The sequence below is a fragment of the Agromyces chromiiresistens genome (assembly GCF_029167465.1).
GTDB classification, from domain to species: domain Bacteria; phylum Actinomycetota; class Actinomycetes; order Actinomycetales; family Microbacteriaceae; genus Agromyces; species Agromyces chromiiresistens.
The window spans coordinates 275,391-296,404 of record NZ_JARFNL010000006.1 but is presented as its reverse complement, the minus strand read 5'-3'; the positions used below and the strand labels follow the sequence as shown (position 1 = coordinate 296,404).

The window sequence follows — 21,014 nt, the reverse complement described above, 5'->3', positions numbered from 1 at the left end:
GCGCCCGGGACTCAGCCGAGCAGCGCGGAGCGCAGTGTGTCGAGTCCGACGCCGCCGAGCGCCAGCGCGCGCCGGTGGAAGTCGCGGATGTCGAAGCCGGAGCCCTCCCGGCGGGCGACCTCGTCGCGCAGCTGCTCCCAGATGCGCTGGCCCACCTTGTACGAGGGTGCCTGCCCCGGCCAGCCGAGGTAGCGGTGCACCTCGAAGCGCACGAAGCCCTCGTTCATGTTGACGTTCTGCCCGAGGAACTCGAAGGCGTAGTCGCCCGTCCAGACTCCCTGCCCGTCGGGGCGCTGCTTGCCGAGGTGCACGCCGATGTCGAGCACGACGCGGGCGGCGCGCATGCGCTGGCCGTCGAGCATGCCGAGCCGGTCGGCCGGATCGTCGAGGTAGCCGAGCCCCTGCATCAGACGCTCTGCGTAGAGCGCCCATCCCTCGGCGTGACCCGACGTGCCGGCGAGCTGCCGGCGCCAGGTGTTGAGCTGGCCGCGGTTGACGACCGCCTGGCCGATCTGGAGGTGGTGACCCGGGACCCCCTCGTGGTAGACCGTGGTGAGTTCGCGCCAGGTGTCGAACTCGGTGACGCCCTCCGGCACCGACCACCACATGCGACCTGGCCGTGAGAAGTCGTCGCTCGGGCCCGTGTAGTAGATGCCGCCCTCCTGGGTGGGGGCGATCATGCACTCGAGGGTGCGGATCTCGGCGGGGATGTCGAACTGAGTGCCGGCGAGCTCCGCGACCGCGCGGTCGCTGGTCTCCTGCATCCACCGTTGGAGTGCGTCGGTGCCGTGCAGCTTGCGGCTCGGATCGTCGTCGAGGAACGCGATGGCCTCGGCAACGGATGCCCCGGGCTTGATCTCGTTCGCGATCGACTCCTGCTCGGCGACCATGCGCGCGAGTTCTTCGATGCCCCATTCGTAGGTCTCGTCGAGGTCGATCACGGCGCCGAGGAAGCGCCGCGACTCGAGGGCGTAGATGTCGCGGCCGACGGCATCGGCGTCGCCCGCTACCGGCGCGAGCTCGGACTCGAGGAACTCGGCGAGCCGGTCGTACGCCTCGCTCGCCGTGCCGGCGCCCGCCTCGAGGTCGCGCCGAAGCGCGTCGGGGAGCTCGGACTCCCCCGCCTTCGCGCTCGCGGCGAACGTCGCGAAGAAGCCGTCGGCCTTCGCGATGCGCCGCGCCTGCGCCGCGACCTCGTGCACCTGCCGGACCGCGGGGACGATGCCCGCCCCGACGCCCGCGCGCAGGGTCTCGATGTAGCCGTCGAGCGCGCCCGGGACCGCTCCGAGGCGATTCGCGATGCGCGACCAGTCGTCGACCTCGGCGGTCGGCATGAGGTCGAACACGTCGCGGATCTCCTGCGTCGGGCTCGCGATCACGTTGAGGTCCCGGAGGTGGAGCCCGGCGTCGTGCCGGGCGAGCTCGAGCTCCAGCTCGGAGCCGAGGTCCGCGACCGTGATGCGGTCGACGTCGTCGGCCGGGTCGGCGGCCCGAAGCGCGGCGGCCGCCTCGCGGATCGCGGCGACCCGCCGCTCGTGCCCGGCCGGCGAGTAGTCGGCGAGCCGGTCGTCGTGGCTCGTCCGGCCGATGTAGGTGCCGATGCTCGGGTCGAGGTCGACCAGCGTGTCGACCCAGCCTTCGGCGATGCGGTCGACGTCGGTCGGGGTGCGCTCACTCGATGCCATCCTCCGAACCTAGGACAGCGAACCCGCCCGTGTCGACGTCGAGGATCCCTCGATCAGTGCGCCGCGTCCTCCCAGTCGCTGCCCCGCCCGACCTGTACGTCGAGCGGCACCTTGAGTTCGGCCGCGTTCGCCATCTTGTCGCGCACGAGCGCCTCGAGCGCCTCGGATTCGCCGCCCGCCACCTCGAAGATGAGCTCGTCGTGGACGGTGAGCAGCATGCGGCTCTCGAGCCCCTGCGCACGGATCTCGCGCTCGACGCCGACCATCGCGATCTTCATGATGTCGGCGGCCGAACCCTGGATCGGCGAATTGAGCGCGGCGCGCTCCGCGTTCTCGCGGTGCACGCGGTTCGGGCTGTTGAGGTCGGGGAACGGACGGCGCCGGCCGAAGATCGTCTCCGTGTAGCCGTCGATCTTCGCCTGCTCGACCACGCCGCGCAGGTAGTCGCGCACCGCTCCGAAGCGCTCGAAGTACTCGCGCATGAGCTGCTGCGCCTCAGCGCGATCGATGCGCAGCTGCTTCGAGAGGCCGAACGCGCTCAAGCCGTAGGCGAGGCCGTACGACATCGCCTTGACCTTCGTGCGCATGAGCGGCGTGACGTCGGCGGGGTCGACCGCGAACACGCGCGCACCCACGAACCGGTGCAGGTCTTCGCCCGCGTTGAACGCCTCGATGAGCCCGGGGTCGCCGGAGAGGTGCGCCATGATGCGCATCTCGATCTGCGAATAGTCGGCCGTCAGGAGTTCTGCGTACCCGGCACCGTGGCGGAACGCCTTTCGGATGCGTCGCCCGTCTTCGGTGCGGATCGGGATGTTCTGCAGGTTCGGATCGTTCGACGACATGCGCCCGGTCGCCGCGCCGATCTGGCCGTAGTTCGTGTGGATGCGGCCGTCGGCCGCGATCGACTTGTCGAGCGAATCGACGATCTGGCGCAGCTTGGTCGCATCGCGGTGCTCGAGCAGGTAGCCGAGGAACGGGTGCGGGCTGGACTCCTGGAGGTCGGCCAGCGCACTCGCATCGGTCGTGTAGCCGGTCTTCGTGGCGCGCGTCTTCGGCATGCCGAGCTGGTCGAACAGCACCTCCTGCAACTGCTTCGGCGAGCCGAGGTTCACCTCGCGACCGATCTCCGCGTACGCGGCCTCGGCGAGGCCGGCGGCCCGCTCGCCGAGTTCGGCGGACAGCGCTGCGAGCTCGGCGTGGTCGACGGTCACGCCGCGCAACTCCATCGCGGCCAGCACGGGGACGAGCGGCATCTCGATGTCGGCGAGCAGCTGACGCGACCGCTCGGGCAGGGCACGCAGAACGGCGGGCGCCACGCGCACCGTGAACCACGCGTACTCCGGCGCGCCGGCGTCGGTGCCCTCTTCGGGGACGAGCTGCGCGGGATCGGCCTGCGGCACCGTCTCGCCGAGGTAGCGGTCGACGAGGTCGGGCAGGGTCTTCTCGACCAGGTTCGGTCGCACGAGCCAGCCGGCCACGAGCGTGTCGAGGACGAGCCCGTCGAGGGCGAGACCGGATCGCGCGAGTGCCTCGAGCTGCGGCTTCGCATCGGTCATGATCTTCGGGGAGTCGGAGGCGAGCCACGCCTCGAACGGCCCTGCTTCGGCCGCGCCGGATCGCCAGGCGAGGTGCACCGTCTCGGTCGCCGTCGCAATGCCGGCACCCACCACGAGGCCGTCGATGACCTCGAGGCTGAGGCCGAGCCCCGCGGGCTCTGCGGCGACGGCGCGCTCGAGCCACGCCGCGAGTTCGGCGCCGGCGAGGCTCTGCGAGGTCGGCATCGTCGGCGCGGCGATGAGCGGTGCCGGCTCGGCCGCGGGCGCCGCCCCGTTGCCGTTGCCGTTCGTCTCGCCCGCCGCGAGCTTGCGCAGGCGCTCGAAGAGCGTGCGGAACTCGAGCCGCTCGAAGAGCGGGCGGACCGCTTCGATGTCGATCGGACGCGCGGCGAGCTCGGGGATCACGACGTCGAGTTCGACGTCGTCGACGAGACGGTTGAGCTTGCGATTGCGGATCGCGTTCTCTTTCTCGTCGCGCAGGTTCTGCCCGACGACGCCCTTGATCTCGTCGGCGTGGGCGAGGATGCCGTCGAGGTCGCCGTAGAGCCCGAGCCACTTGACCGCGGTCTTCTCGCCCACCTTCGTGATGCCGGTCAGGTTGTCGCTCGTCTCGCCGACGAGTGCCGCGACGTCGGGGTACTGCTCGGGGCGGATGCCGTACCGCTCGACGACCGCCTCGGGGTCGTACCGCTTGAGCTGCGAGACGCCCTGGGCGTTCGGGTAGAGCAGCGTGACGTCGTCGTTCACCAGCTGGATGGTGTCGCGGTCGCCCGAGACGAGCAGCACGCGATAGCCCTCGGTGCGCCCGCGCGCCGCCAGGGTCGCGAGGATGTCGTCGGCCTCGAAGTCCTCTTTCTCGAGGACCTGGATCCCCATCGCCTGCAAGGCCTCTTGCAGCAGCGGCACCTGGCCCTTGAACTCGGGCGGGGTCTCGCCCCGGGTGCCCTTGTACTCGGCGTACTCGCGCGTGCGGAAGGAGTGCCGCGACACGTCGAACGCGACCGCGAGGTGCGTGGGCTTCTCGTTCTGGAGCAGGAGCAGCAGCATCGAGAGGAAGCCGTGGATGGCGTTCGTGTGCTGGCCGTCGCGCGTCGTGAAGCTGTCGACCGGAAGGGCGTAGAAGGCTCGGAAGGCCAGCGAGTGGCCATCGACGACGAGGAGGGTGGGCTTGTCTGCGTCCGTCACCGCACCAGCCTACAAGCGGCCGCCGACACCGCCGGACGTCCGGCCGGCTCCCGGCCCCGGCCCACGTGCCGCGATCACGAACGGCGGATGCCTCGACGAGACCGTGCTCGTCGAGGCATCCGCCGTTCGATGTTCTGCGGGCCCTACTTCTTGGGCGCGAGCTGTTCGATGATCGCCTGCGAGACGTCCTTCATCGTGAGGCGGCGATCCATCGACGCCTTCTGGATCCAGCGGAACGCCTCGGGCTCGGAGAGGCCCATCTTCTCGTTGAGGAGGCCCTTCGCCCGGTCGACGAGCTTGCGGGTCTCGAAGCGCTCGACGAGGTCGCCGACCTCGGCCTCGAGGGCGATGATCTGCGCGTGGCGGGCCAGGGCGATCTCGATCGCCGGCAGCAGGTCGTTCGGGGTGAAGGGCTTCACGACGTAGGCCAGTGCACCGGCCTCGCTCGCGCGCTCGACCAGCTCCTTCTGGCTGAAGGCGGTCAGCAGCACGACCGGGGCGATGTGGCCCTTCGAGAGGCGCTCGGCCGCGGAGATGCCGTCGAGCTGCGGCATCTTGACGTCCATGATGACGAGATCGGGGCGCAGTTCGGTCGCAAGCGCCACGGCGGTCTCGCCGTCGCCCGCCTCGCCGACGACCTCGTAGCCGTTGTCGCGCAGAATCTCGACGATGTCGAGGCGGATGAGCGACTCATCTTCTGCCACGACCACGCGGCGCGGAGCTGCCGGCTGAGTTGATTCGGTGTCAGTCACGCAGGAAAGCCTACGGTATTCTGGGCGAGGCCTCTGGCCGGTGTGGCGGAATGGCAGACGCGGAGCACTCAAAATGCTTTGCCCGAAAGGGCGTGTGGGTTCGACCCCCACCACCGGCACCATCGCCCGCGCGGCGTTCGCGGATCAGCCCGTCCCGCGCTCCGCGAGGTGGGCGTTCCGAGCCTCGATGAGATGCCGCAGATAGGGCCCGAGCACGACCTCCGCGATCCGACCGAGCGGGCCGAACGGCGCGTCGAACTCGACCTCGTCGGTCATGATCGCGCCGGTGCCGTCGGCGGTCGGTTCGAACCGGTGCACATGACGGAACGACCGGAACGGGCCGCGCACCTGTTCGTCGATGAAGCATCGCGGTTCGTCGTACGCGGTGATGCGGCTCGTCATGCTGAGCGGAACGCCGAAGTGCCACGCGCGCCAGGTCACCTGCTCGCCGGGCCCGATCCTGCCCGACGTCACCCCGGCGACGGCGCGCTCGCGGGAGCGTGCCATCGACGCCATGTGCAGGTCGATGTCGAGCGAGCGCTCGAACGCCTCCGACGGGCTCAGGGCGAGGACCGTCCGGCACTCGAATCTCACGACCACGATCGGATTCTGCCACGACGCGCGACCGAGGCATCCCGCCGCGGTGCCCGGAAGACGGTGAAGGGCCGGTCATTCCTGACCGACCCTTCACCGAGGAACCGCTAGAGCACCTCGCCGACGACGTGCACGCGCACGTCGTTCGTGGTGCCCGGAATGCCGGGAGGCGAACCCGAGATGATGACGACCTTCTCGCCGTTGACCGCCTTGCCGGTCTTCGCGAGCGCCTCGTCGACCTGCCCGACCATCTGGTCGGTGTGGGTGACGCGCGAGACCACGAACGACTCGACGCCCCAGTTGAGCGCCATGCGGCGTCGGATCGCGGGGTCGGGCGTGAACGCCAGGATCGGGATCTTCGAGCGCAGGCGCGTCATGCGGCGCACCGTCTCGCCCGACTCGGTGAACACGCAGAGGTACTTCGCCTCGACGAAGTCGGCGACCTCGACCGCGGCGGCGGTGATGGCGCCCGACTGGGTGCGCGGCTTCGTGCCGAGCGGGGCGATCCGGTCGAGCCCGTGCTGTTCGGTCGACTCGATGATGCGGGCCATGGTCTGCACCGTGATCACGGGGTACTCCCCCACGCTCGTCTCGCCCGAGAGCATGACCGCGTCGGCGCCGTCGAGGACGGCGTTCGCGACGTCGGAGGTCTCGGCGCGCGTCGGCACGGGGCTGTGGATCATCGACTCGAGCATCTGCGTCGCGACGATGACCGGCTTCGCGAGGCGGCGGGCGATCTCGACGGCGCGCTTCTGCACGATCGGCACGGCCTCGAGCGGCAGCTCGACGCCGAGGTCGCCGCGCGCGACCATGACCGCGTCGAACGCCTCGGTGATCTCCTCGAGCGCGTCGACCGCCTGCGGCTTCTCGACCTTCGCGACGACGGGCACGCGGCGGCCGACCTCGTCCATGATCTCGTGCACGCGGGTGATGTCGGCGGCGTTGCGCACGAACGACAGCGCGATGAGGTCGGCGCCGAGCTCCAGGCCCCAGCGCAGGTCGGCCTCGTCCTTGTCGGAGAGGGCCGGGACGTTGACCGCGACGCCGGGCAGGTTGATGCCCTTGTTGTTCGAGACGGGACCCGCGACGATGACCTTGGTCGTGACGACCGTGCCGTCGGTCTCGAGCACCTCGACCCGAACCTTGCCGTCGTCGATGAGCAGGAAGTCGCCGGGCTTCACGTCCTGCGGCAGCCCCTTGAACGTCGTGCCGACGATCTCCTTCGTGCCGAGGATGTCTTCAGTGGTGATCTTGAAGATGTCGCCCTCGGCGAGCTCGTGCGGCCCGTCGGCGAACTTGCCGAGGCGGATCTTCGGCCCCTGCAGGTCGACGAGGACGGCGACCGCACGGCCGGAGTCGGCCGCCGCCTTGCGCACGTTCTGGTAGACGCCCTCGTGGACGTCGTACGTGCCGTGGCTGAGGTTCATGCGGGCGACGTCGACGCCCGCATCGATGATCGCCCGGATCTGCTCGTAGCTCGATGTCGCCGGCCCGAGGGTGGCGACGATCTTCGCTCGTCTCATGTGGTGTTACTCCCGGTGTTCCGCGCCGAGGCGCTGATCGTGGTTCGGACGACGCGCCGAGCGGCGCGCCTGGGGTTCAGACGGCGATGGCGCGCGCCGTCGCCGCGATGGGGCTCGGCAGCGAGGTCTCGCCTTCAAGGTACCGGTCTACTGCGGCGGCCGCAGCACGGCCCTCGGCGATCGCCCAGACGATGAGCGACTGGCCGCGGCCCGCGTCGCCAGCCACGAAGACGCCCGGCTCGGCCGTGGCGTACGCCGCGTCGCGCGAGAGGTTGCCGCGGTCGGTGACCGCGAGCTGCAGCTGCTCGTCGAGCTCGTTCGTCTCGGGACCGGTGAATCCGAGGGCGAGCAGCACGAGGTCGGCGGGGATCTCGCGCTCGGTGCCCGCCTTGGGCACGCGGCGGCCGTCGAGGTACTCGGTCTCGGCGACCCGGATGGCTCGGACCTCGCCCGCCTCGTTCGCGAGGAACTCGACCGTGGAGGCGAGGAACTCGCGACGGCCGCCCTCTTCGTGGGCGCTCTGCACCTCGAAGACGGTCGGGTGCATCGGCCACGGCTGGTGGTCGGGCCGCTCCTGCCCCGGCTGCTTGCCGATCGCGAGGTTCGTCACCGACAGCGCGCCCTGACGGTGCGCGGTGCCGATGCAGTCGGCGCCCGTGTCGCCGCCGCCGAGGACGACGACGTGCTTGCCCTCGGCCGTGAGCTGGTCGAAGACCTCGTCGCCCGCGATGTGCCGGTTCGACTGCGTGAGGTACTCCATCGCGAAGTGCACGCCCGGCAGGTCGCGGCCGGGAACGGGCAGGTCGCGCGGGACCATGGCGCCGGTCGCGATCACGACGGCGTCGTAGCGCTCGCGGAGCTGGTCCCACGTGATGTCGACGCCGATGTTCATGCCCGCCCGGAAGCGGGTGCCCTCGGCGGTCATCTGGGCGAGACGGGCCTCGAGGTGCTTCTTCTCCATCTTGAAGTCGGGGATGCCGTAGCGGAGCAGGCCCCCGATGCGGTCGTCGCGCTCGAAGACCGCGACGGTGTGACCGGCGCGGGTGAGCTGCTGCGCCGCGGCGAGCCCGGCGGGCCCTGAGCCGACCACGGCGACCGTCTTGCCGGTGAGACGCCCTGGCGGCTGCGGCTGCACCCAGCCGTTGCCGAACGCCTGGTCGATGATCGACACCTCGACCTGCTTGATCGTGACGGCGGGCTGGTTGATGCCGAGCACGCACGCCGACTCGCAGGGTGCCGGGCAGAGCCGGCCCGTGAACTCGGGGAAGTTGTTCGTCGCGTGCAGCCGCTCGATCGCCGCGCGGCCCTCGCCGCGGTACATGAGGTCGTTCCACTCGGGGATGAGGTTGCCGAGCGGGCAGCCCTGGTGGCAGAACGGGATGCCGCAGTCCATGCAGCGTCCCGCCTGCCGACGGAGCTGGGCCGGGTCGCCCTGCTCGTAGACCTCTTTCCAGTCCATGATGCGCACCGGTACGGGCCGCCGCTTCGGCAGCTCCCGCTCGGTGACCTTCAGGAAGCCCTTGGGGTCAGCCATTGGTCACCTCCAGGCAGTTCATGTGCGCAGCCGTTCCCAGCGTCTGAAGGATCTCAGCCATTGGTCACCTCCAGAATTCGGCCCCAGACGACGTCGCCGTCGGGGTCGAGCCCCTCGTCGACCGCGCTCTGGCGGGTACGGAGCACTGCCGCGTAGTCGCGCGGCAGCACCTTGGTGAAGCGGTCGAACGCGGCGTCGCCCTCGGCGAGGAGCGCCGCGGCCACCGCGGAGTCGGTCTCGGCGACGTGCTGCTCGAGCAGGTCGCGCACGATCTCGCCGTCGGCGCTGCCGAGCGGGAGGAGTTCGAGCTCGCCGGCCGCGAGCGACTCGCGGTTGACCCGTCCCTCGCGCAGGTCGAGCACGTAGGCGGTGCCGCCCGACATGCCGGCCCCGAGATTGCGCCCGGTCTCGCCGAGGATGAGCGCCAGCCCGCCGGTCATGTACTCGAGCGCGTGGTCGCCCACGCCCTCGACGACCGCAGTCGCGCCGGAGTTGCGGACGAGGAACCGCTCGCCCACGATGCCGCGGATGAACATGCTGCCGCTCGTCGCGCCGTACCCGATGACGTTGCCTGCGATGACGTTGCGCTCGGCGACGAACCCGCTGTCGCGGGCGGGTCGCACCACGATCCGCCCGCCCGAGAGGCCCTTGCCGACGTAGTCGTTCGAGTCGCCCTCGAGCCGGATCGTGATGCCGCCGGGCAGGAAGGCGCCGAGCGACTGGCCGGCCGATCCGCTGAGCGTGACCTCGATCGAGCCCGTCGGCAGCCCCTGCTCGCCGTGCCGCGAGGTGACCTCGTGGCCGAGCATCGTGCCGACCGCGCGCTCGGTGTTCTTGATCGGCAGCTCGATCGAGACCGACCCGCCCTCCTCCAGGACGATGCCGGCCCGGCGGATGAGCTCGTTGTCGAAGTGCTCGTCGAGCTCGTGGTCCTGAGCGCGGGCGTTTCGGCGGGCGTCGGCCTCGGAGAAGTCGGGACCGACGAGCACGGGCGTGAGGTCGAGCCCCGACGCCTTCCAGTGGTCGACCGCGCGGTCGACGTCGAGCAGCTCGCGGCGGCCGATGATCTCGTCGATCGAGCGGTAGCCGAGCTCGGCGAGGTACTCGCGCACCTCCTGGGCGATGAACTCGAAGAAGTTGACGACGAACTCGGGCTTGCCGCTGAATCGCTTGCGGAGCTCGGGGTTCTGCGTGGCGACGCCGACCGGGCAGGTGTCGAGGTGGCAGACCCGCATCATGACGCAGCCCTCGACGACGAGCGGCGCCGTCGCGAAGCCGAACTCCTCGGCGCCGAGCAGCGCGCCGATCACGACGTCGCGACCCGTCTTCAGCTGGCCGTCGACCTGCACGACGACGCGGTCGCGCATGCCGTTGAGCATGAGCGTCTGCTGCGTCTCGGCGAGGCCGAGCTCCCACGGGGTGCCCGCGTGCTTGAGCGAGTTGAGCGGGCTCGCTCCCGTGCCGCCGTCGTGCCCCGAGACGAGGATGACGTCGGCGAGGGCCTTGGCGGTGCCCGCCGCGACCGCGCCGATGCCCGACTGGCTGACGAGCTTCACGTGGATGCGAGCCTTCGGGTTCGCGCGCTTGAGGTCGAAGATGAGCTGCTTGAGGTCTTCGATCGAGTAGATGTCGTGGTGCGGCGGGGGCGAGATGAGCCCGACGCCCGCGGTCGCGTGCCGCGTGCGGGCGACCCACGGGTACACCTTCGTCGGTGGCAGCTGGCCGCCCTCGCCGGGCTTCGCGCCCTGCGCGAGCTTGATCTGGATGTCGTCGGCGTGCGTGAGGTACATGCTCGTGACGCCGAATCGACCGGACGCGACCTGCTTGATCGCGCTGCGGCGCTCGGGGTCGAGCAGGCGGTCCAGGTCCTCGCCGCCCTCACCGGTGTTCGACTTGGCGCCGAGGCGGTTCATCGCGATCGCGAGGGTCTCGTGCGCCTCCTTCGAGATCGAGCCGTAGCTCATCGCGCCGGTGGAGAACCGCTTGACGATCGACGAGACCGGCTCGACCTCGTCGATGGGCACCGCGGGCCGGGTGCCGGTGCGCAGCGCGAACATGCCGCGCAGCGTGAGCAGCTCCTCGGCCTGCGAGTCGACGAGCGAGGTGTACTCGCGGAACACGTCGTATCGGCGGTTGCGCGTCGAGTGCTGGAGCCGGAACACGGTCTCGGGGTTGAACAGGTGCGGCGAACCGTCGCGACGCCACTGATACTCGCCGCCGGTGGCGAGCCGCTCGTGGGCACGGACCGCTTGGTCCTGCGGATAGGCCCGGGTGTGGCGGTCGAGGTTCTCGGCTGCGATGACGTCGATGCCGACTCCGCCGAGCTTCGACGTCGTGCCGGTGAAGTACTCGTCGATGAGCGCCTGCGACAGGCCGACAGCCTCGAACGCCTGGGCTCCGGCGTAGGACGAGATCGTCGACACGCCCATCTTCGACATGATCTTGAGCACGCCCTTGCCGAGCGCCTTGATCACGTTGTGCACGGCCTGCTCCGGCGAGACCCCGCTGATGATGCCGGCTCGAACGAGGTCCTCGCAGGTCTCCATCGCGAGGTACGGGTTGACGGCAGAAGCGCCGTAGCCGACGAGGAGTGCCACGTGGTGCACCTCGCGCACGTCACCGGCCTCGACCACGAGCCCCACCTTCATGCGGTTCTCCGACCGGATCAGGTGGTGGTGCACGGCCGACAGCATGAGCAGCGACGGGATCGGCGCGAGGTCCTTGTTCGAGTCACGGTCGGAGAGCACGACGAACTTCGCGCCCTCCTCGATCGCCTCGTCGACCTCGGCGCACATCGCCGCGAGCCGGTCGCGCATCGCGTCGGGGCCCTCGTCGAACCGGTAGAGGCCACGGATCGTGACCGTCGTGCGACGACCGGGCATCGGGTCGATGTGCACGATCTTCGCGAGCTCGTCGTTGTCGATGACCGGGAAGGTCAACGAGACCTGCCGTGCGTGCTCGGGGCCGGCGCTCAACAGGTTGCGCTCGGGCCCGAGCGAGGTGCCGAGCGAGGTCACGACCGCTTCGCGGATCGAGTCGAGCGGCGGGTTCGTCACCTGCGCGAACTGCTGCGTGAAGTAGTCGAAGAGCAGGCGCGGGCGCTTGGAGAGGACCGCGATGGGCGTGTCCGACCCCATGGCGCCGAGCGGCTCCTGCCCCGTCTTCGCCATCGGCGTGAGCAGGATCTTCACCTCTTCTTCGGTGTAGCCGAAGGTGCGCTGGCGGCGGTTGACCGAGGCGGGCGGATGCACGATGTGCTCGCGCTCGGGCAGGTCGGCGAGGCGGATGCGCCCCTCTTCGAGCCACTCGCCCCAGGGCGATGCCTGCTCGAGCTCGGACTTGACCTCGTCGTCCTCGATCAGGCGGCCGTGCTCGGTGTCGACGAGGAACATGCGCCCCGGCTGCAGCCGGCCCTTGCGGACGATGCGCGACTGCTCGAGGTCGAGCACGCCGATCTCGCTCGCGAGAACGACGAGGCCGTCGTCGGTGACGATGTAGCGACCGGGGCGGAGGCCGTTGCGGTCGAGCGTCGCACCGACGAGCGTGCCGTCGGTGAAGACGATCGCGGCCGGGCCGTCCCACGGTTCCATGAGCATCGAGTGGTACTCGTAGAACGCGCGGCGCTCGGGGCTCAGCTCGGCCTGGTTCTCCCACGCCTCGGGGACCATCATCATGATGGCGTGCGGCAGGCTGCGGCCGGCGAGCGTGAGCAGTTCGACGACCTCGTCGAACGAGGCCGAGTCGCTGGCGCCGGGCGTGACGATCGGCAGGATCGGGTCGAGGTCGCCGAGCACCTCGGACTCGAGCTGCGACTGGCGGGCGCGCATCCAGTTGCGGTTGCCCTGGATGGTGTTGATCTCGCCGTTGTGCGCGATCATGCGGAACGGCTGAGCGAGCGGCCACGACGGGAACGTGTTCGTGGAGTACCGCGAGTGCACGAGCGCCAGCTTCGAGGCGAACCGCTCGTCGGACAGGTCGGGGTAGAACGGCTCGAGCTGGAGCGTCGTCACCATGCCCTTGTAGACCATGGTTCGGCACGAGAGGGACGCGAAGTAGAGCTCGAGCTCGCGCTCGGCCCGCTTGCGGAACCGGAAGGTCAGCCGGTCGAGCGCGATGCCGGAGAGCCGCGCGCCCGTCGACGTCGTCGCGGACGATCGCACGAAGAGCTGCTGCACCGCCGGCATGGCGGCGCGAGCGAGCGTGCCGAGCTCGTCGGGGCGCACCGGGACCTCGCGCCAGCCGAGCACCTCGAGGCCCTCGGAGGCCGCGAGCTCGGCGAGCTGCTGCTTCACGCGGCTGCGCGTCGTCGGGTCGACCGGCAGGAACGCGTTGCCGACGGCGTAGGCCCCCGCCTCGGGCAGCGGGAACGAGCTCACCGCGCGCAGGAATTCGTCGGGGATCTGGGTGATGATGCCCGCTCCGTCGCCGGTGCCGGCGTCGGAGCCGACCGCACCGCGGTGTTCGAGATGCCGCAGCGCGTCGAGCGCCGCGGTGATGATGTCATGCCCCGCGGTGCCGCGGAGCGTGGCGACCATCGCGAGGCCGCACGCGTCTTTCTCCGCGGCGGGGTCGTACATGCCCTGGGCAGGCGGAACGGTTCCGAACCGCGAGAAGGGAGGAGTGAGCGACACAGGGAACCGTCCTCATCAACTAAGGGGAAGCGGGGACGCCATCGGCCCTACACGGGGATGCACGACGCATGGTGCGGCGTCGCTTCGGAGAACGGGTGGGGCGGCCTGCCTACGAGGTGGTACGGCTCGGGCTTGTGGCCGCCGTCTCGCCCTGGGGGTCGTTCTCGCCCTCGACGCCGTCGTCGAGAGAGTCTGAGTCGGACTCGATTTCGTCTGAGTCTACCTCAGCGTCGGGGCCCTTCCATTCACGTCCGGGAACGTACGGGCTGGGCTCGTCACCCGTGTGGCGACGGCGCTGCACGAGGTACAGCACGATGCCGAGCACGATCGCGGCGAACGAGGTCCAGACGTTCACGCGGATGCCGAGGAACATCTCGCTCGGGTCGACGCGGATCGACTCGAAGAACGAACGACCGAGCCCGTACCAGATGAGGTAGATCGCGAACGCCTTGCCCCAGCGCAGGTTGATGCGGCGCTCGAGCATCACGATCACGGCAGCGCCGAGGAGGTTCCAGATGAGCTCGTAGAGGAACGTTGGGTGGAAGAGCGTCCCCTCGACGAGTCCCTGCGGCCAGGCCGGGTTGCCGAACTCGATCTCGAGACCCCACGGCAGGTCGGTGGGGGCGCCGTACAGCTCGTGGTTGAACCAGTTGCCGAGCCGGCCCACGGCCTGGGCGACCAACAGGCCCGGCGCGAGCGCGTCGGCGAACGACCAGAATCGGAGTCCGGTGAACCGGCAGCCGATGATCACACCGATCGCGCCACCGATGAGCGCACCGTAGATGGCGTTGCCGCCCTCCCAGATCGCGAGGACCTTCCACGGCTCCTGCCCGGCGAAGTAGTCGGCCGGGTGCGTGAACACGTGATACGCACGGGCGCCGATGATGCCGAGCGGCACCGCCCACAGTGCGATGTCGAGCACGACGCCGGGCTCGGCCCCGCGCTTCGTGAGACGCCGCGAGGTGATGATCACGGCCAGGATGATGCCGGCGAGGATGCACAGCGCGTACGTCTGGATCGGGATGATGCCCCACGGCACGGGGATCTCGATCGTGCGCCAGTCGTAATCGGGGCTCGGGATGCTGATCGGGGCGATCACTCGGGATCTTGCCTTTCCTCGGAAGCGACGTCGGCCGCGTGGGCCTCAGTCAGCGTACTTCAACTCGCGACCGTGCCGCGTGCGAGCTCCGCGGCGAGGTCGCCCGCCCCGCGGACCCCGCCGTCGGCGAGGGCCTTCACGAGCGCCGAGCCCACGATCGCGCCCTCGGCGTACTCGAGCACCTCGGCGACCTGCGCGGCCGTCGAGATGCCGACGCCCACGCAGCTGGCGGGCGCACCGGCGGCCTGCAGGCGCTCGACGACGCCACGCGCCGCACGGTCGACATCGGCGCGCGCACCGGTGATGCCCATGGTCGACACGGCGTACACGAAGCCCCGGCTCGCCTCCACCACGCGCGCGATGCGCGCATCGGTCGACGTCGGTGCCGCGAGGAAGACCCGGTCGAGCCCGGTTCGCTCGGATGCGGCGATCCAGTCGGCGCCTTCGTCGGGGATCAGGTCGGGCGTGATGAGGCCTGCTCCCCCGGCGGCGGCGAGGTCGTCGGCGAACCGCTCGACGCCGTACTGCACGACGGGATTCCAGTACGTCATGACGAGCACCGGAGCGTCGACCCGCTCGGTGATGCGCCGGACGGCCTCGAAGCCGTCGGCGAGGCGGAAGCCGTTCGCGAGCGCCTGCTGGGTCGCCGCCTGGATCACCGGGCCGTCCATCACGGGATCGGAGTACGGCAGGCCCAGTTCGAGCGCGTCGACGCCGTTCTCGACGAGGGCGACGGCGGCCTCGACGCTCTCGTCGAGTGTCGGGAATCCGACCGGGAGGTACCCGATGAGGGCTCCGGATGCCTCGACGTTGCGCCGAGCGATGACCGGGCCGACCGTGCTGCGGGCGCTCATTCGCCGGCCTCCTCGTCGTAGAGCTCGAAGTACCGCGCCGCGGTGTCCATGTCCTTGTCGCCGCGGCCGGAGAGGTTCACGAGGATCGTCGCGCCGTCGCCGAGCTCGCGACCGAGCTCGAGTGCGCCCGCGAGCGCGTGCGACGACTCGATGGCCGGGATGATGCCCTCGGTGCGGGTGAGCAGGCGCAGCGCCTGCATCGCGGCGTCGTCGGTGACCGGGCGGTACTCGGCCCGCCCGATGGCGGCGAGCCAGGAGTGCTCGGGTCCGACGCCGGGGTAGTCGAGTCCTGCCGAGATCGAGTGCGATTCGATCGTCTGGCCGTCTTCGTCCTGCAGGAGGTAGCTGCGGGCGCCGTGCAGCACACCGGGCCGGCCCATCGTGATGGTGGCCGCGTGCCGCTCGGTGTCGACGCCCTCGCCGCCGGCCTCGAAGCCGTAGAGGCCGACGCCCTCGTCGTCGAGGAAGGCGTGGAAGATCCCGATCGCGTTCGAGCCGCCGCCGACGCACGCCGCCACCGCCGTCGGCAGCGAACCCGTGAGGTCGAGCACCTGCTGGCGGGCCTCCTCGCCGATGATCTTCTGGAAGTCGCGCACCATCTCGGGGAACGGGTGGGGGCCAGCGACCGTGCCGAAGATGTAGTTCGTCGTCTCGACGTTCGTGACCCAGTCTCGCATCGCCTCGTTGATCGCGTCCTTCAGCGTGCGCGAGCCCGCCGTGACCGCGACGACCTCGGCGCCGAGCAGGCGCATGCGGGCCACGTTGAGGGCCTGCCGCTCGGTGTCGACCTCGCCCATGTAGATGGTGCAGTCGAGCCCGAAGAGGGCCGCCGCCGTCGCCGTCGCGACGCCGTGCTGGCCGGCACCGGTCTCGGCGATCACGCGCTGCTTGCCGATGCGCTTCGTGAGCAGCGCCTGCCCGAGCACGTTGTTGATCTTGTGCGAGCCCGTGTGGTTCAGGTCTTCGCGCTTCAGGATGATGCGCGCACCACCGGCGTGCTTCGCGAACCGCGGCACCTCGGTGATGATCGACGGCCGGCCCGTGTAGCTCCGGCCGAGCTCCGCGAGTTCGGCGCCGAACGCCGGATCGAGCTTCGCGAGGTCGTACGCCTCACCCAGTTCGTCGAGGGCGGCCACGAGGGACTCGGGCACGAAGCGCCCGCCGAAGTCGCCGAAGTACGGACCGGTCTGCGCTCTGAGCGCCATGTCACACCGCCAGGAATGCTGAGAGATTGGCAATCGGGTCGCCCGTGACGAGCGCCTCACCCACGAGCACGACGTCGGCGCCCGAAGAGCGGTAGTGCGCGACGTCGGCCGGTGAGAGCACCGCCGACTCTGCGACACGGATCGCGTCGGCCGGGAATCGGTCGGCCAGTCGGCCGAACAGGTCGCGATCGAGTTCGAAGGTCGAGAGGTCGCGGGCGTTCACGCCGATCAGGCGTGCGCCGAGCGCGGCGGCCCGATCGAGCTCGTCGGCCGAGTGCGTCTCGACGAGCGGCGTCATGCCGAGCTCGACGATGAGGTCGAAGAGCTCGCGCAGCACCCGGTCGTCGAGCGCGGCCACGATCAGCAGCACGAGGTCCGCACCGGCGGCGCGAGCCTCGAACACCTGATACGGCGTCGCGATGAAGTCCTTCCGCAGCACCGGGAGCGCGACCGCGGCGCGCACGGCCTCGAGGTCGGCGAGCGATCCGCCGAACTTGCGCTGCTCCGTGAGCACGCTGATCGCGCTCGCGCCACCGAGCTCGTAGCTGCGCGCGAGCGCAGCAGGGTCGGCGATCGCGGCGAGCGAGCCGCGCGAGGGGCTCGAGCGCTTGATCTCGGCGATGACCTTGACGTGCGACGCCGGCCGGAGGGCGGCCAGGGCGTCGAGTGCGGCCGGGCGAGCCATGGCGGCGGCCTCGACCTCGTCGAGCGGACGCGTCTCACGGCGCGCGAGCGCGTCGGCGACCGCGTTCGCCGTCAGCTCGGCCAGCACCTAGTGCGCCTTCTCAGCGACCTTCGCGCCGCCGACACCGTAGCCGGCACGGGCAAGCACCCAGCCGACGATGAGGCCGACGACGAGGAGTCCTGCCGACGCCCAGACGAGCCACTGCACGTCGAGGAAGAACGCGACCGTGCCGATCACGAACGCGATGAGCATGATGGTGACGGAGGTCCACGCCGCGGGCGAGTGTCCGTGGCCGGGATCTGCGGTCTCAATGCTCATGATGCTCCTTCGTGCGGGGGTTTTCGCCCGCAAGTCTAGCGGGTCGGTTCGGGGCCGGTCGTGTCATCGGTCGGGTCGTCGCCCCGGCTGAGCTCGTCCCAGTCGTCGACGGCGCGCTCGGCCGCGCCGCGCTCGACGGCGGGTGCGCCGTCGGCGGGTTCGAGGCCGCTGCGGTAGCGGCGGGAGGATCCGGGCCAGCGGGTCCCTGTGGCGAGCACGAGTCCTCCGGCGGCGGCGACGAGCACGCCGCCGACGAGGGCGACGGCGGGCCAGGCGGTCGCCACGGCGGCGCCCACGAGCTCGGCCGTCGGTCCGTCGCCGGCGACGCCCGTCGCCTCGGTGACCGACGCCGAGACGGCGGCCACGGGGTCGGCGAGTGCGAGCCAGGCGGCGAGCACGAGGCATCCGCCCAGCACGATCTCGAGCACGCCGAGCACGACCCTGATCGCGGGACCGGCGAGGGCGAGCGCCGCGGCGAGGGCGAGGCCGGCGAGGCCGAGCGCGGCCAGCGCCGGGGAGGCGACGCTGCCGGGTACCGCGATGACCTCGGCGTTCACGTGCGCGCCGGTGCCGCTCGCGAGGACGAGGCCGAACCAGGTCTGGCTCCACGCCAGCAGGGCGAGGCCCGATCCGACCACGGAGGCGATGATCGCGGGGAGCTTCATGCGGGCGCGGCTCACGACTCCACCCTCCGCATCGCGTTGGCGACGGCGACGGCCCGAAGCGGCGCGGCCGCCTTGTTGCGCGACTCCTCGAACTCGCTCGCGGGGTCGGAGTCCGCGACGAGGCCCGCACCCGCCTGCACGCGGGCGACACCCCCCGAGATCGCCGCCGTGCGGATCGCGATCGCGAGGTCGGCGTCGCCGCCGAATCCGAAGTACCCGACCACTCCCCCGTACAGTCCGCGCTGGGCGGGTTCGAGCTCGTCGATGATCTCGAGCGCCCGCGGCTTCGGCGCGCCGGAGAGGGTGCCGGCGGGGAACGTCGCCCGGAACACCTCGATCGCGTTCACACCGGGCTCGAGGTCGCCCTCCACCGAGGACACGAGGTGCATGATGTGGCTGAACCGCTCGACCCGCATGAACTCGGTCACCTCGACCGAGCCGGCTGCGCAGACCTTCGCGAGGTCGTTGCGCGCGAGGTCGACGAGCATGAGGTGCTCGGCCTGCTCCTTCGGGTCGGCGACGAGCGCCGCCTCGAGGTCGGCGTCCTCCTCGGGGGTCGCACCGCGGGGCTTGGATCCCGCGATCGGGTGCGTGAAGACGCGTCCGTGCTGCACCTTGACGAGGGCCTCGGGCGACGACCCGACGATCCAGTAGGGCTCGCCCGCTGCATCCTCGAGGTGGAGGTAGTACATGTAGGGGCTCGGGTTGAGGCTGCGCAGCACCCGGTAGACGTCGAGCGCCGGCGCGGTCGCCTCGTGCTCGAATCGCTGGGAGATGACGACCTGGAAGACGTCGCCGTCGCGGATGAAGTCCTTCGACCGGTCCACCGCCGCCAGGAAGTCGGCCTCTGCGGTGCGATGCGTCGGCGTCGCGGCCCGGGCGAGGTCGATCTCGGCCAGCCACGCCTCCGCCGGGGTGGCGAGGCCCCGCTGCATGCGGTCGAGGCGCTCCTGCGCGTCGTCCCACAGCTCGCGGGCGTCGGCGCCGGTGTCGTTCAGCACCGAGGCGATGAGCTGCACGGTGCCCGTGCGGTGGTCGATGACCACGAGCTCGGCGACGAACGCGAACGCCTGCCCAGGGATCGAGGACTCGGCCGGCGGCCGGTCGGGCAGGTGCTCGATCTGGCGCACCGCCTCCCAGCCGATGAAGCCGACGAGGCCGCCGGTCAGCGGCGGCGCGCCCGGCACGTCCTCCGTGCGCCAGCGCTCGAACAGCGCCTCGAGCGCCGCGAGCGGCGGCAGCCGGGATGCCTCGCCGAGCGCCCGCTCCGCCGACAGCCCGTGGTCGTGCCATTCGACGCGGTCGTCGTGCTCGGTGATGACGCCGTACGACGAGACGCCGACGAACGAGTAGCGCGACCAGATGCCGCCCTGCTCCGCGGACTCGAGCAGGAAGGTGCCCGGGCGCCCCTCGGCGAGCTTGCGGTAGATGCCGACCGGGGTCTCGCCGTCGGCGAAGAGCTCGCGCACGACGGGCACCACCCGACGGCCGGCGAGCAGGCCCGAGAACTCGTCGAAGGTCGTCGTGGCGGTCATCGTGTCTCCTCGTCGCGTGTGTCGGTCGGGGTGGCCGGTCCGTCAGCCGACAGGCGCCGGATCATCGGGAAGCCGCCCCTGCACGACGTCGATCGGGTCGCCGTCGAAGCAGGTGCGGGTGCCCGTGTGGCAGGCCGCACCGATCTGCTCGACCTTCACGAGCAGGGTGTCTGCGTCGCAGTCGAGCGCGGCCGAGCGCACGTACTGGGCGTGGCCCGACGTATCGCCCTTGCGCCAGTACTCCTGGCGCGAGCGCGACCAGAACGTGACCCGGCCCTCCGTGAGCGTGCGGCGCAGCGCCTCGCGGTCCATCCAGCCGAGCATGAGCATCTCGCCGCTGTCCCACTGCTGGATCACGGCGGGCAGGAGCCCCTGATCATTGAAGACGGCACGTTCGAGCGCCTGCTCCGCGGTCGACGGGTTCTCGTTCATCGCACGATCCTTCCGTCGGCCGCGAGCGCCTGCTTGACCTCGCCGATCGTCAGCTCGCCGTTGTGGAAGACCGAGGCCGCGAGCACCGCGTCGGCGCCCGCTGCGATCGCGGGCGGGAAGTCGGCGACGCGACCCGCGCCGCCGGAGGCGATGACGGGCACCGTCGACAGCTCGTGCATGAGGGCGGTGAGCTCGAGGTCGAAGCCCTGCTTCGTGCCGTCGGCGTCGATCGAGTTCACGAGCAGCTCGCCGGCGCCGAGCCCGATCGCACGCCGGGCCCACTCGAGCGCGTCGAGGTCGGTCTCGGTGCGGCCGCCGTGGGTCGTCACGACGAAGCCCGACTCGGTGCGGTCGGATCGCTTGACGTCGAGCGACAGCACGCAGACCTGCGCGCCGAAGCGGTCGGCGATCTCGGCCACGAGCGCGGGCCGGGCGATCGCCGCGCTGTTCACGCCGATCTTGTCGGCGCCGTGGCCGAGCAGCCTCGCGACGTCGTCGGTCGAGCGCACGCCGCCGCCGACGGTGAGCGGGATGAACACCTGCTCGGCGACGCGTTGCACCATGTCGTAGGTCGTCGACCGGTCGTCGACCGTCGCGGTCACGTCGAGGAACGTCAGCTCGTCGGCGCCCTGTTCGGCATAGCGGGCGGCGAGCTCGACGGGGTCTCCGGCATCGCGCAGGTTCTGGAAGTTGACGCCCTTCACGACGCGGCCGGCGGCGACGTCGAGGCACGGGATCACGCGGACGGCGAGGCTCATGCG

Annotated in this window: 16 protein-coding genes and 1 tRNA gene; 1 reads left to right on the top strand and 16 read right to left on the bottom strand. The window is 70.7% G+C overall.

Features of this window, described 5'->3' with window-relative positions:
- Window positions 1-11: 11 nt before the first annotated feature.
- The 3 genes from PX701_RS16635 to PX701_RS16625 all read right to left on the bottom strand — a co-directional run bounded on the left by PX701_RS16635 (window position 12) and on the right by PX701_RS16625 (window position 5,178).
- Window positions 12-1,685 carry a DUF885 domain-containing protein gene (locus PX701_RS16635; protein ID WP_231430923.1) on the bottom strand — a complete coding sequence of 558 codons (1,674 nt, stop codon included), beginning with the start codon at window positions 1,683-1,685 and terminating at the stop codon, window positions 12-14.
- 53 nt (window positions 1,686-1,738) lie between these two features.
- Window positions 1,739-4,426 (bottom strand): DNA polymerase I, encoded by a 2,688-nt coding sequence (gene polA, locus PX701_RS16630; RefSeq protein WP_231430922.1) that lies wholly within the window; start codon window positions 4,424-4,426, stop codon window positions 1,739-1,741.
- A 143-nt stretch (window positions 4,427-4,569) separates the two neighbouring features.
- Window positions 4,570-5,178, bottom strand: a complete 609-nt coding sequence (locus tag PX701_RS16625) for an ANTAR domain-containing response regulator (RefSeq protein ID WP_231430921.1) — start codon at window positions 5,176-5,178, stop codon at window positions 4,570-4,572.
- A gap of 36 nt (window positions 5,179-5,214) precedes the next feature.
- Between PX701_RS16625 and PX701_RS16620 the strand changes: the two genes are divergently transcribed.
- Window positions 5,215-5,300, top strand: a tRNA-Leu gene (locus PX701_RS16620).
- A 22-nt stretch (window positions 5,301-5,322) separates the two neighbouring features.
- On the opposite strand, the gene PX701_RS16615 is transcribed toward PX701_RS16620, so the two are convergent.
- From PX701_RS16615 to hisF, 13 genes are all read right to left on the bottom strand, one after another.
- A complete protein-coding gene (locus PX701_RS16615) occupies window positions 5,323-5,778 on the bottom strand; it encodes an SRPBCC family protein (RefSeq protein WP_231430920.1) in 456 nt (151 codons plus the stop codon).
- A gap of 101 nt (window positions 5,779-5,879) precedes the next feature.
- The gene (gene pyk / locus PX701_RS16610) at window positions 5,880-7,295 is read right to left on the bottom strand and encodes a pyruvate kinase (RefSeq protein WP_231430919.1); all 1,416 of its coding nucleotides are present in this window, start codon (window positions 7,293-7,295) and stop codon (window positions 5,880-5,882) included.
- Window positions 7,296-7,371: 76 nt separating this feature from the next.
- On the bottom strand, window positions 7,372-8,829 hold the full coding sequence (locus PX701_RS16605) for a glutamate synthase subunit beta (protein WP_231430918.1): 1,458 nt from the start codon (window positions 8,827-8,829) through the stop codon (window positions 7,372-7,374).
- Between the two features lie 53 nt (window positions 8,830-8,882).
- Entirely contained in the window at window positions 8,883-13,406 is a 4,524-nt protein-coding gene (gene gltB, locus PX701_RS16600; protein ID WP_231432328.1) for a glutamate synthase large subunit, read from the bottom strand.
- Window positions 13,407-13,569: 163 nt separating this feature from the next.
- Window positions 13,570-14,559: a prolipoprotein diacylglyceryl transferase gene (gene lgt / locus PX701_RS16595; RefSeq protein WP_374201116.1), complete on the bottom strand. Its 990-nt coding sequence runs from the start codon at window positions 14,557-14,559 to the stop codon at window positions 13,570-13,572.
- 59 nt (window positions 14,560-14,618) lie between these two features.
- Complete coding sequence (gene trpA / locus PX701_RS16590) at window positions 14,619-15,413, bottom strand: tryptophan synthase subunit alpha (RefSeq protein ID WP_231430917.1); 795 nt, start codon at window positions 15,411-15,413, stop codon at window positions 14,619-14,621.
- Window positions 15,410-16,618: a tryptophan synthase subunit beta gene (trpB, locus tag PX701_RS16585; RefSeq protein ID WP_275506926.1), complete on the bottom strand. Its 1,209-nt coding sequence runs from the start codon at window positions 16,616-16,618 to the stop codon at window positions 15,410-15,412. The genes trpA and trpB overlap by 4 nt, the downstream gene beginning before the upstream one ends.
- 1 nt (window position 16,619) lies before the next feature.
- Window positions 16,620-17,390 carry an indole-3-glycerol phosphate synthase TrpC gene (trpC, locus tag PX701_RS16580; RefSeq protein ID WP_231430915.1) on the bottom strand — a complete coding sequence of 257 codons (771 nt, stop codon included), beginning with the start codon at window positions 17,388-17,390 and terminating at the stop codon, window positions 16,620-16,622.
- Entirely contained in the window at window positions 17,391-17,621 is a 231-nt protein-coding gene (locus PX701_RS16575) for a DUF6704 family protein (RefSeq protein WP_231430914.1), read from the bottom strand. It lies immediately after the preceding gene.
- A 35-nt stretch (window positions 17,622-17,656) separates the two neighbouring features.
- Window positions 17,657-18,301 carry a Trp biosynthesis-associated membrane protein gene (locus PX701_RS16570; protein ID WP_275506925.1) on the bottom strand — a complete coding sequence of 215 codons (645 nt, stop codon included), beginning with the start codon at window positions 18,299-18,301 and terminating at the stop codon, window positions 17,657-17,659.
- Window positions 18,298-19,821 carry an anthranilate synthase component I gene (locus PX701_RS16565; protein WP_231430912.1) on the bottom strand — a complete coding sequence of 508 codons (1,524 nt, stop codon included), beginning with the start codon at window positions 19,819-19,821 and terminating at the stop codon, window positions 18,298-18,300. The genes PX701_RS16570 and PX701_RS16565 overlap by 4 nt, the downstream gene beginning before the upstream one ends.
- A gap of 42 nt (window positions 19,822-19,863) precedes the next feature.
- Window positions 19,864-20,253: a phosphoribosyl-AMP cyclohydrolase gene (gene hisI, locus PX701_RS16560; protein ID WP_275506924.1), complete on the bottom strand. Its 390-nt coding sequence runs from the start codon at window positions 20,251-20,253 to the stop codon at window positions 19,864-19,866.
- A complete protein-coding gene (hisF, locus tag PX701_RS16555) occupies window positions 20,250-21,011 on the bottom strand; it encodes an imidazole glycerol phosphate synthase subunit HisF (protein WP_275506923.1) in 762 nt (253 codons plus the stop codon). The genes hisI and hisF overlap by 4 nt, the downstream gene beginning before the upstream one ends.
- Window positions 21,012-21,014: the final 3 nt, after the last annotated feature.

Coding starts and splice junctions, on each gene's coding strand:
- PX701_RS16635 (WP_231430923.1), bottom strand. CDS start 1,685: ATGGCATCGAGTGAGCGCACCCCGACCGACGTCGACCGCATCGCCGAA.
- pyk (WP_231430919.1), bottom strand. CDS start 7,295: ATGAGACGAGCGAAGATCGTCGCCACCCTCGGGCCGGCGACATCGAGC.
- PX701_RS16605 (WP_231430918.1), bottom strand. CDS start 8,829: ATGGCTGACCCCAAGGGCTTCCTGAAGGTCACCGAGCGGGAGCTGCCG.
- gltB (WP_231432328.1), bottom strand. CDS start 13,406: ATGTACGACCCCGCCGCGGAGAAAGACGCGTGCGGCCTCGCGATGGTC.
- trpA (WP_231430917.1), bottom strand. CDS start 15,413: ATGAGCGCCCGCAGCACGGTCGGCCCGGTCATCGCTCGGCGCAACGTC.
- trpB (WP_275506926.1), bottom strand. CDS start 16,618: ATGGCGCTCAGAGCGCAGACCGGTCCGTACTTCGGCGACTTCGGCGGG.
- PX701_RS16575 (WP_231430914.1), bottom strand. CDS start 17,621: ATGAGCATTGAGACCGCAGATCCCGGCCACGGACACTCGCCCGCGGCG.
- PX701_RS16565 (WP_231430912.1), bottom strand. CDS start 19,821: ATGACCGCCACGACGACCTTCGACGAGTTCTCGGGCCTGCTCGCCGGC.
- hisI (WP_275506924.1), bottom strand. CDS start 20,253: ATGAACGAGAACCCGTCGACCGCGGAGCAGGCGCTCGAACGTGCCGTC.
- hisF (WP_275506923.1), bottom strand. CDS start 21,011: ATGAGCCTCGCCGTCCGCGTGATCCCGTGCCTCGACGTCGCCGCCGGC.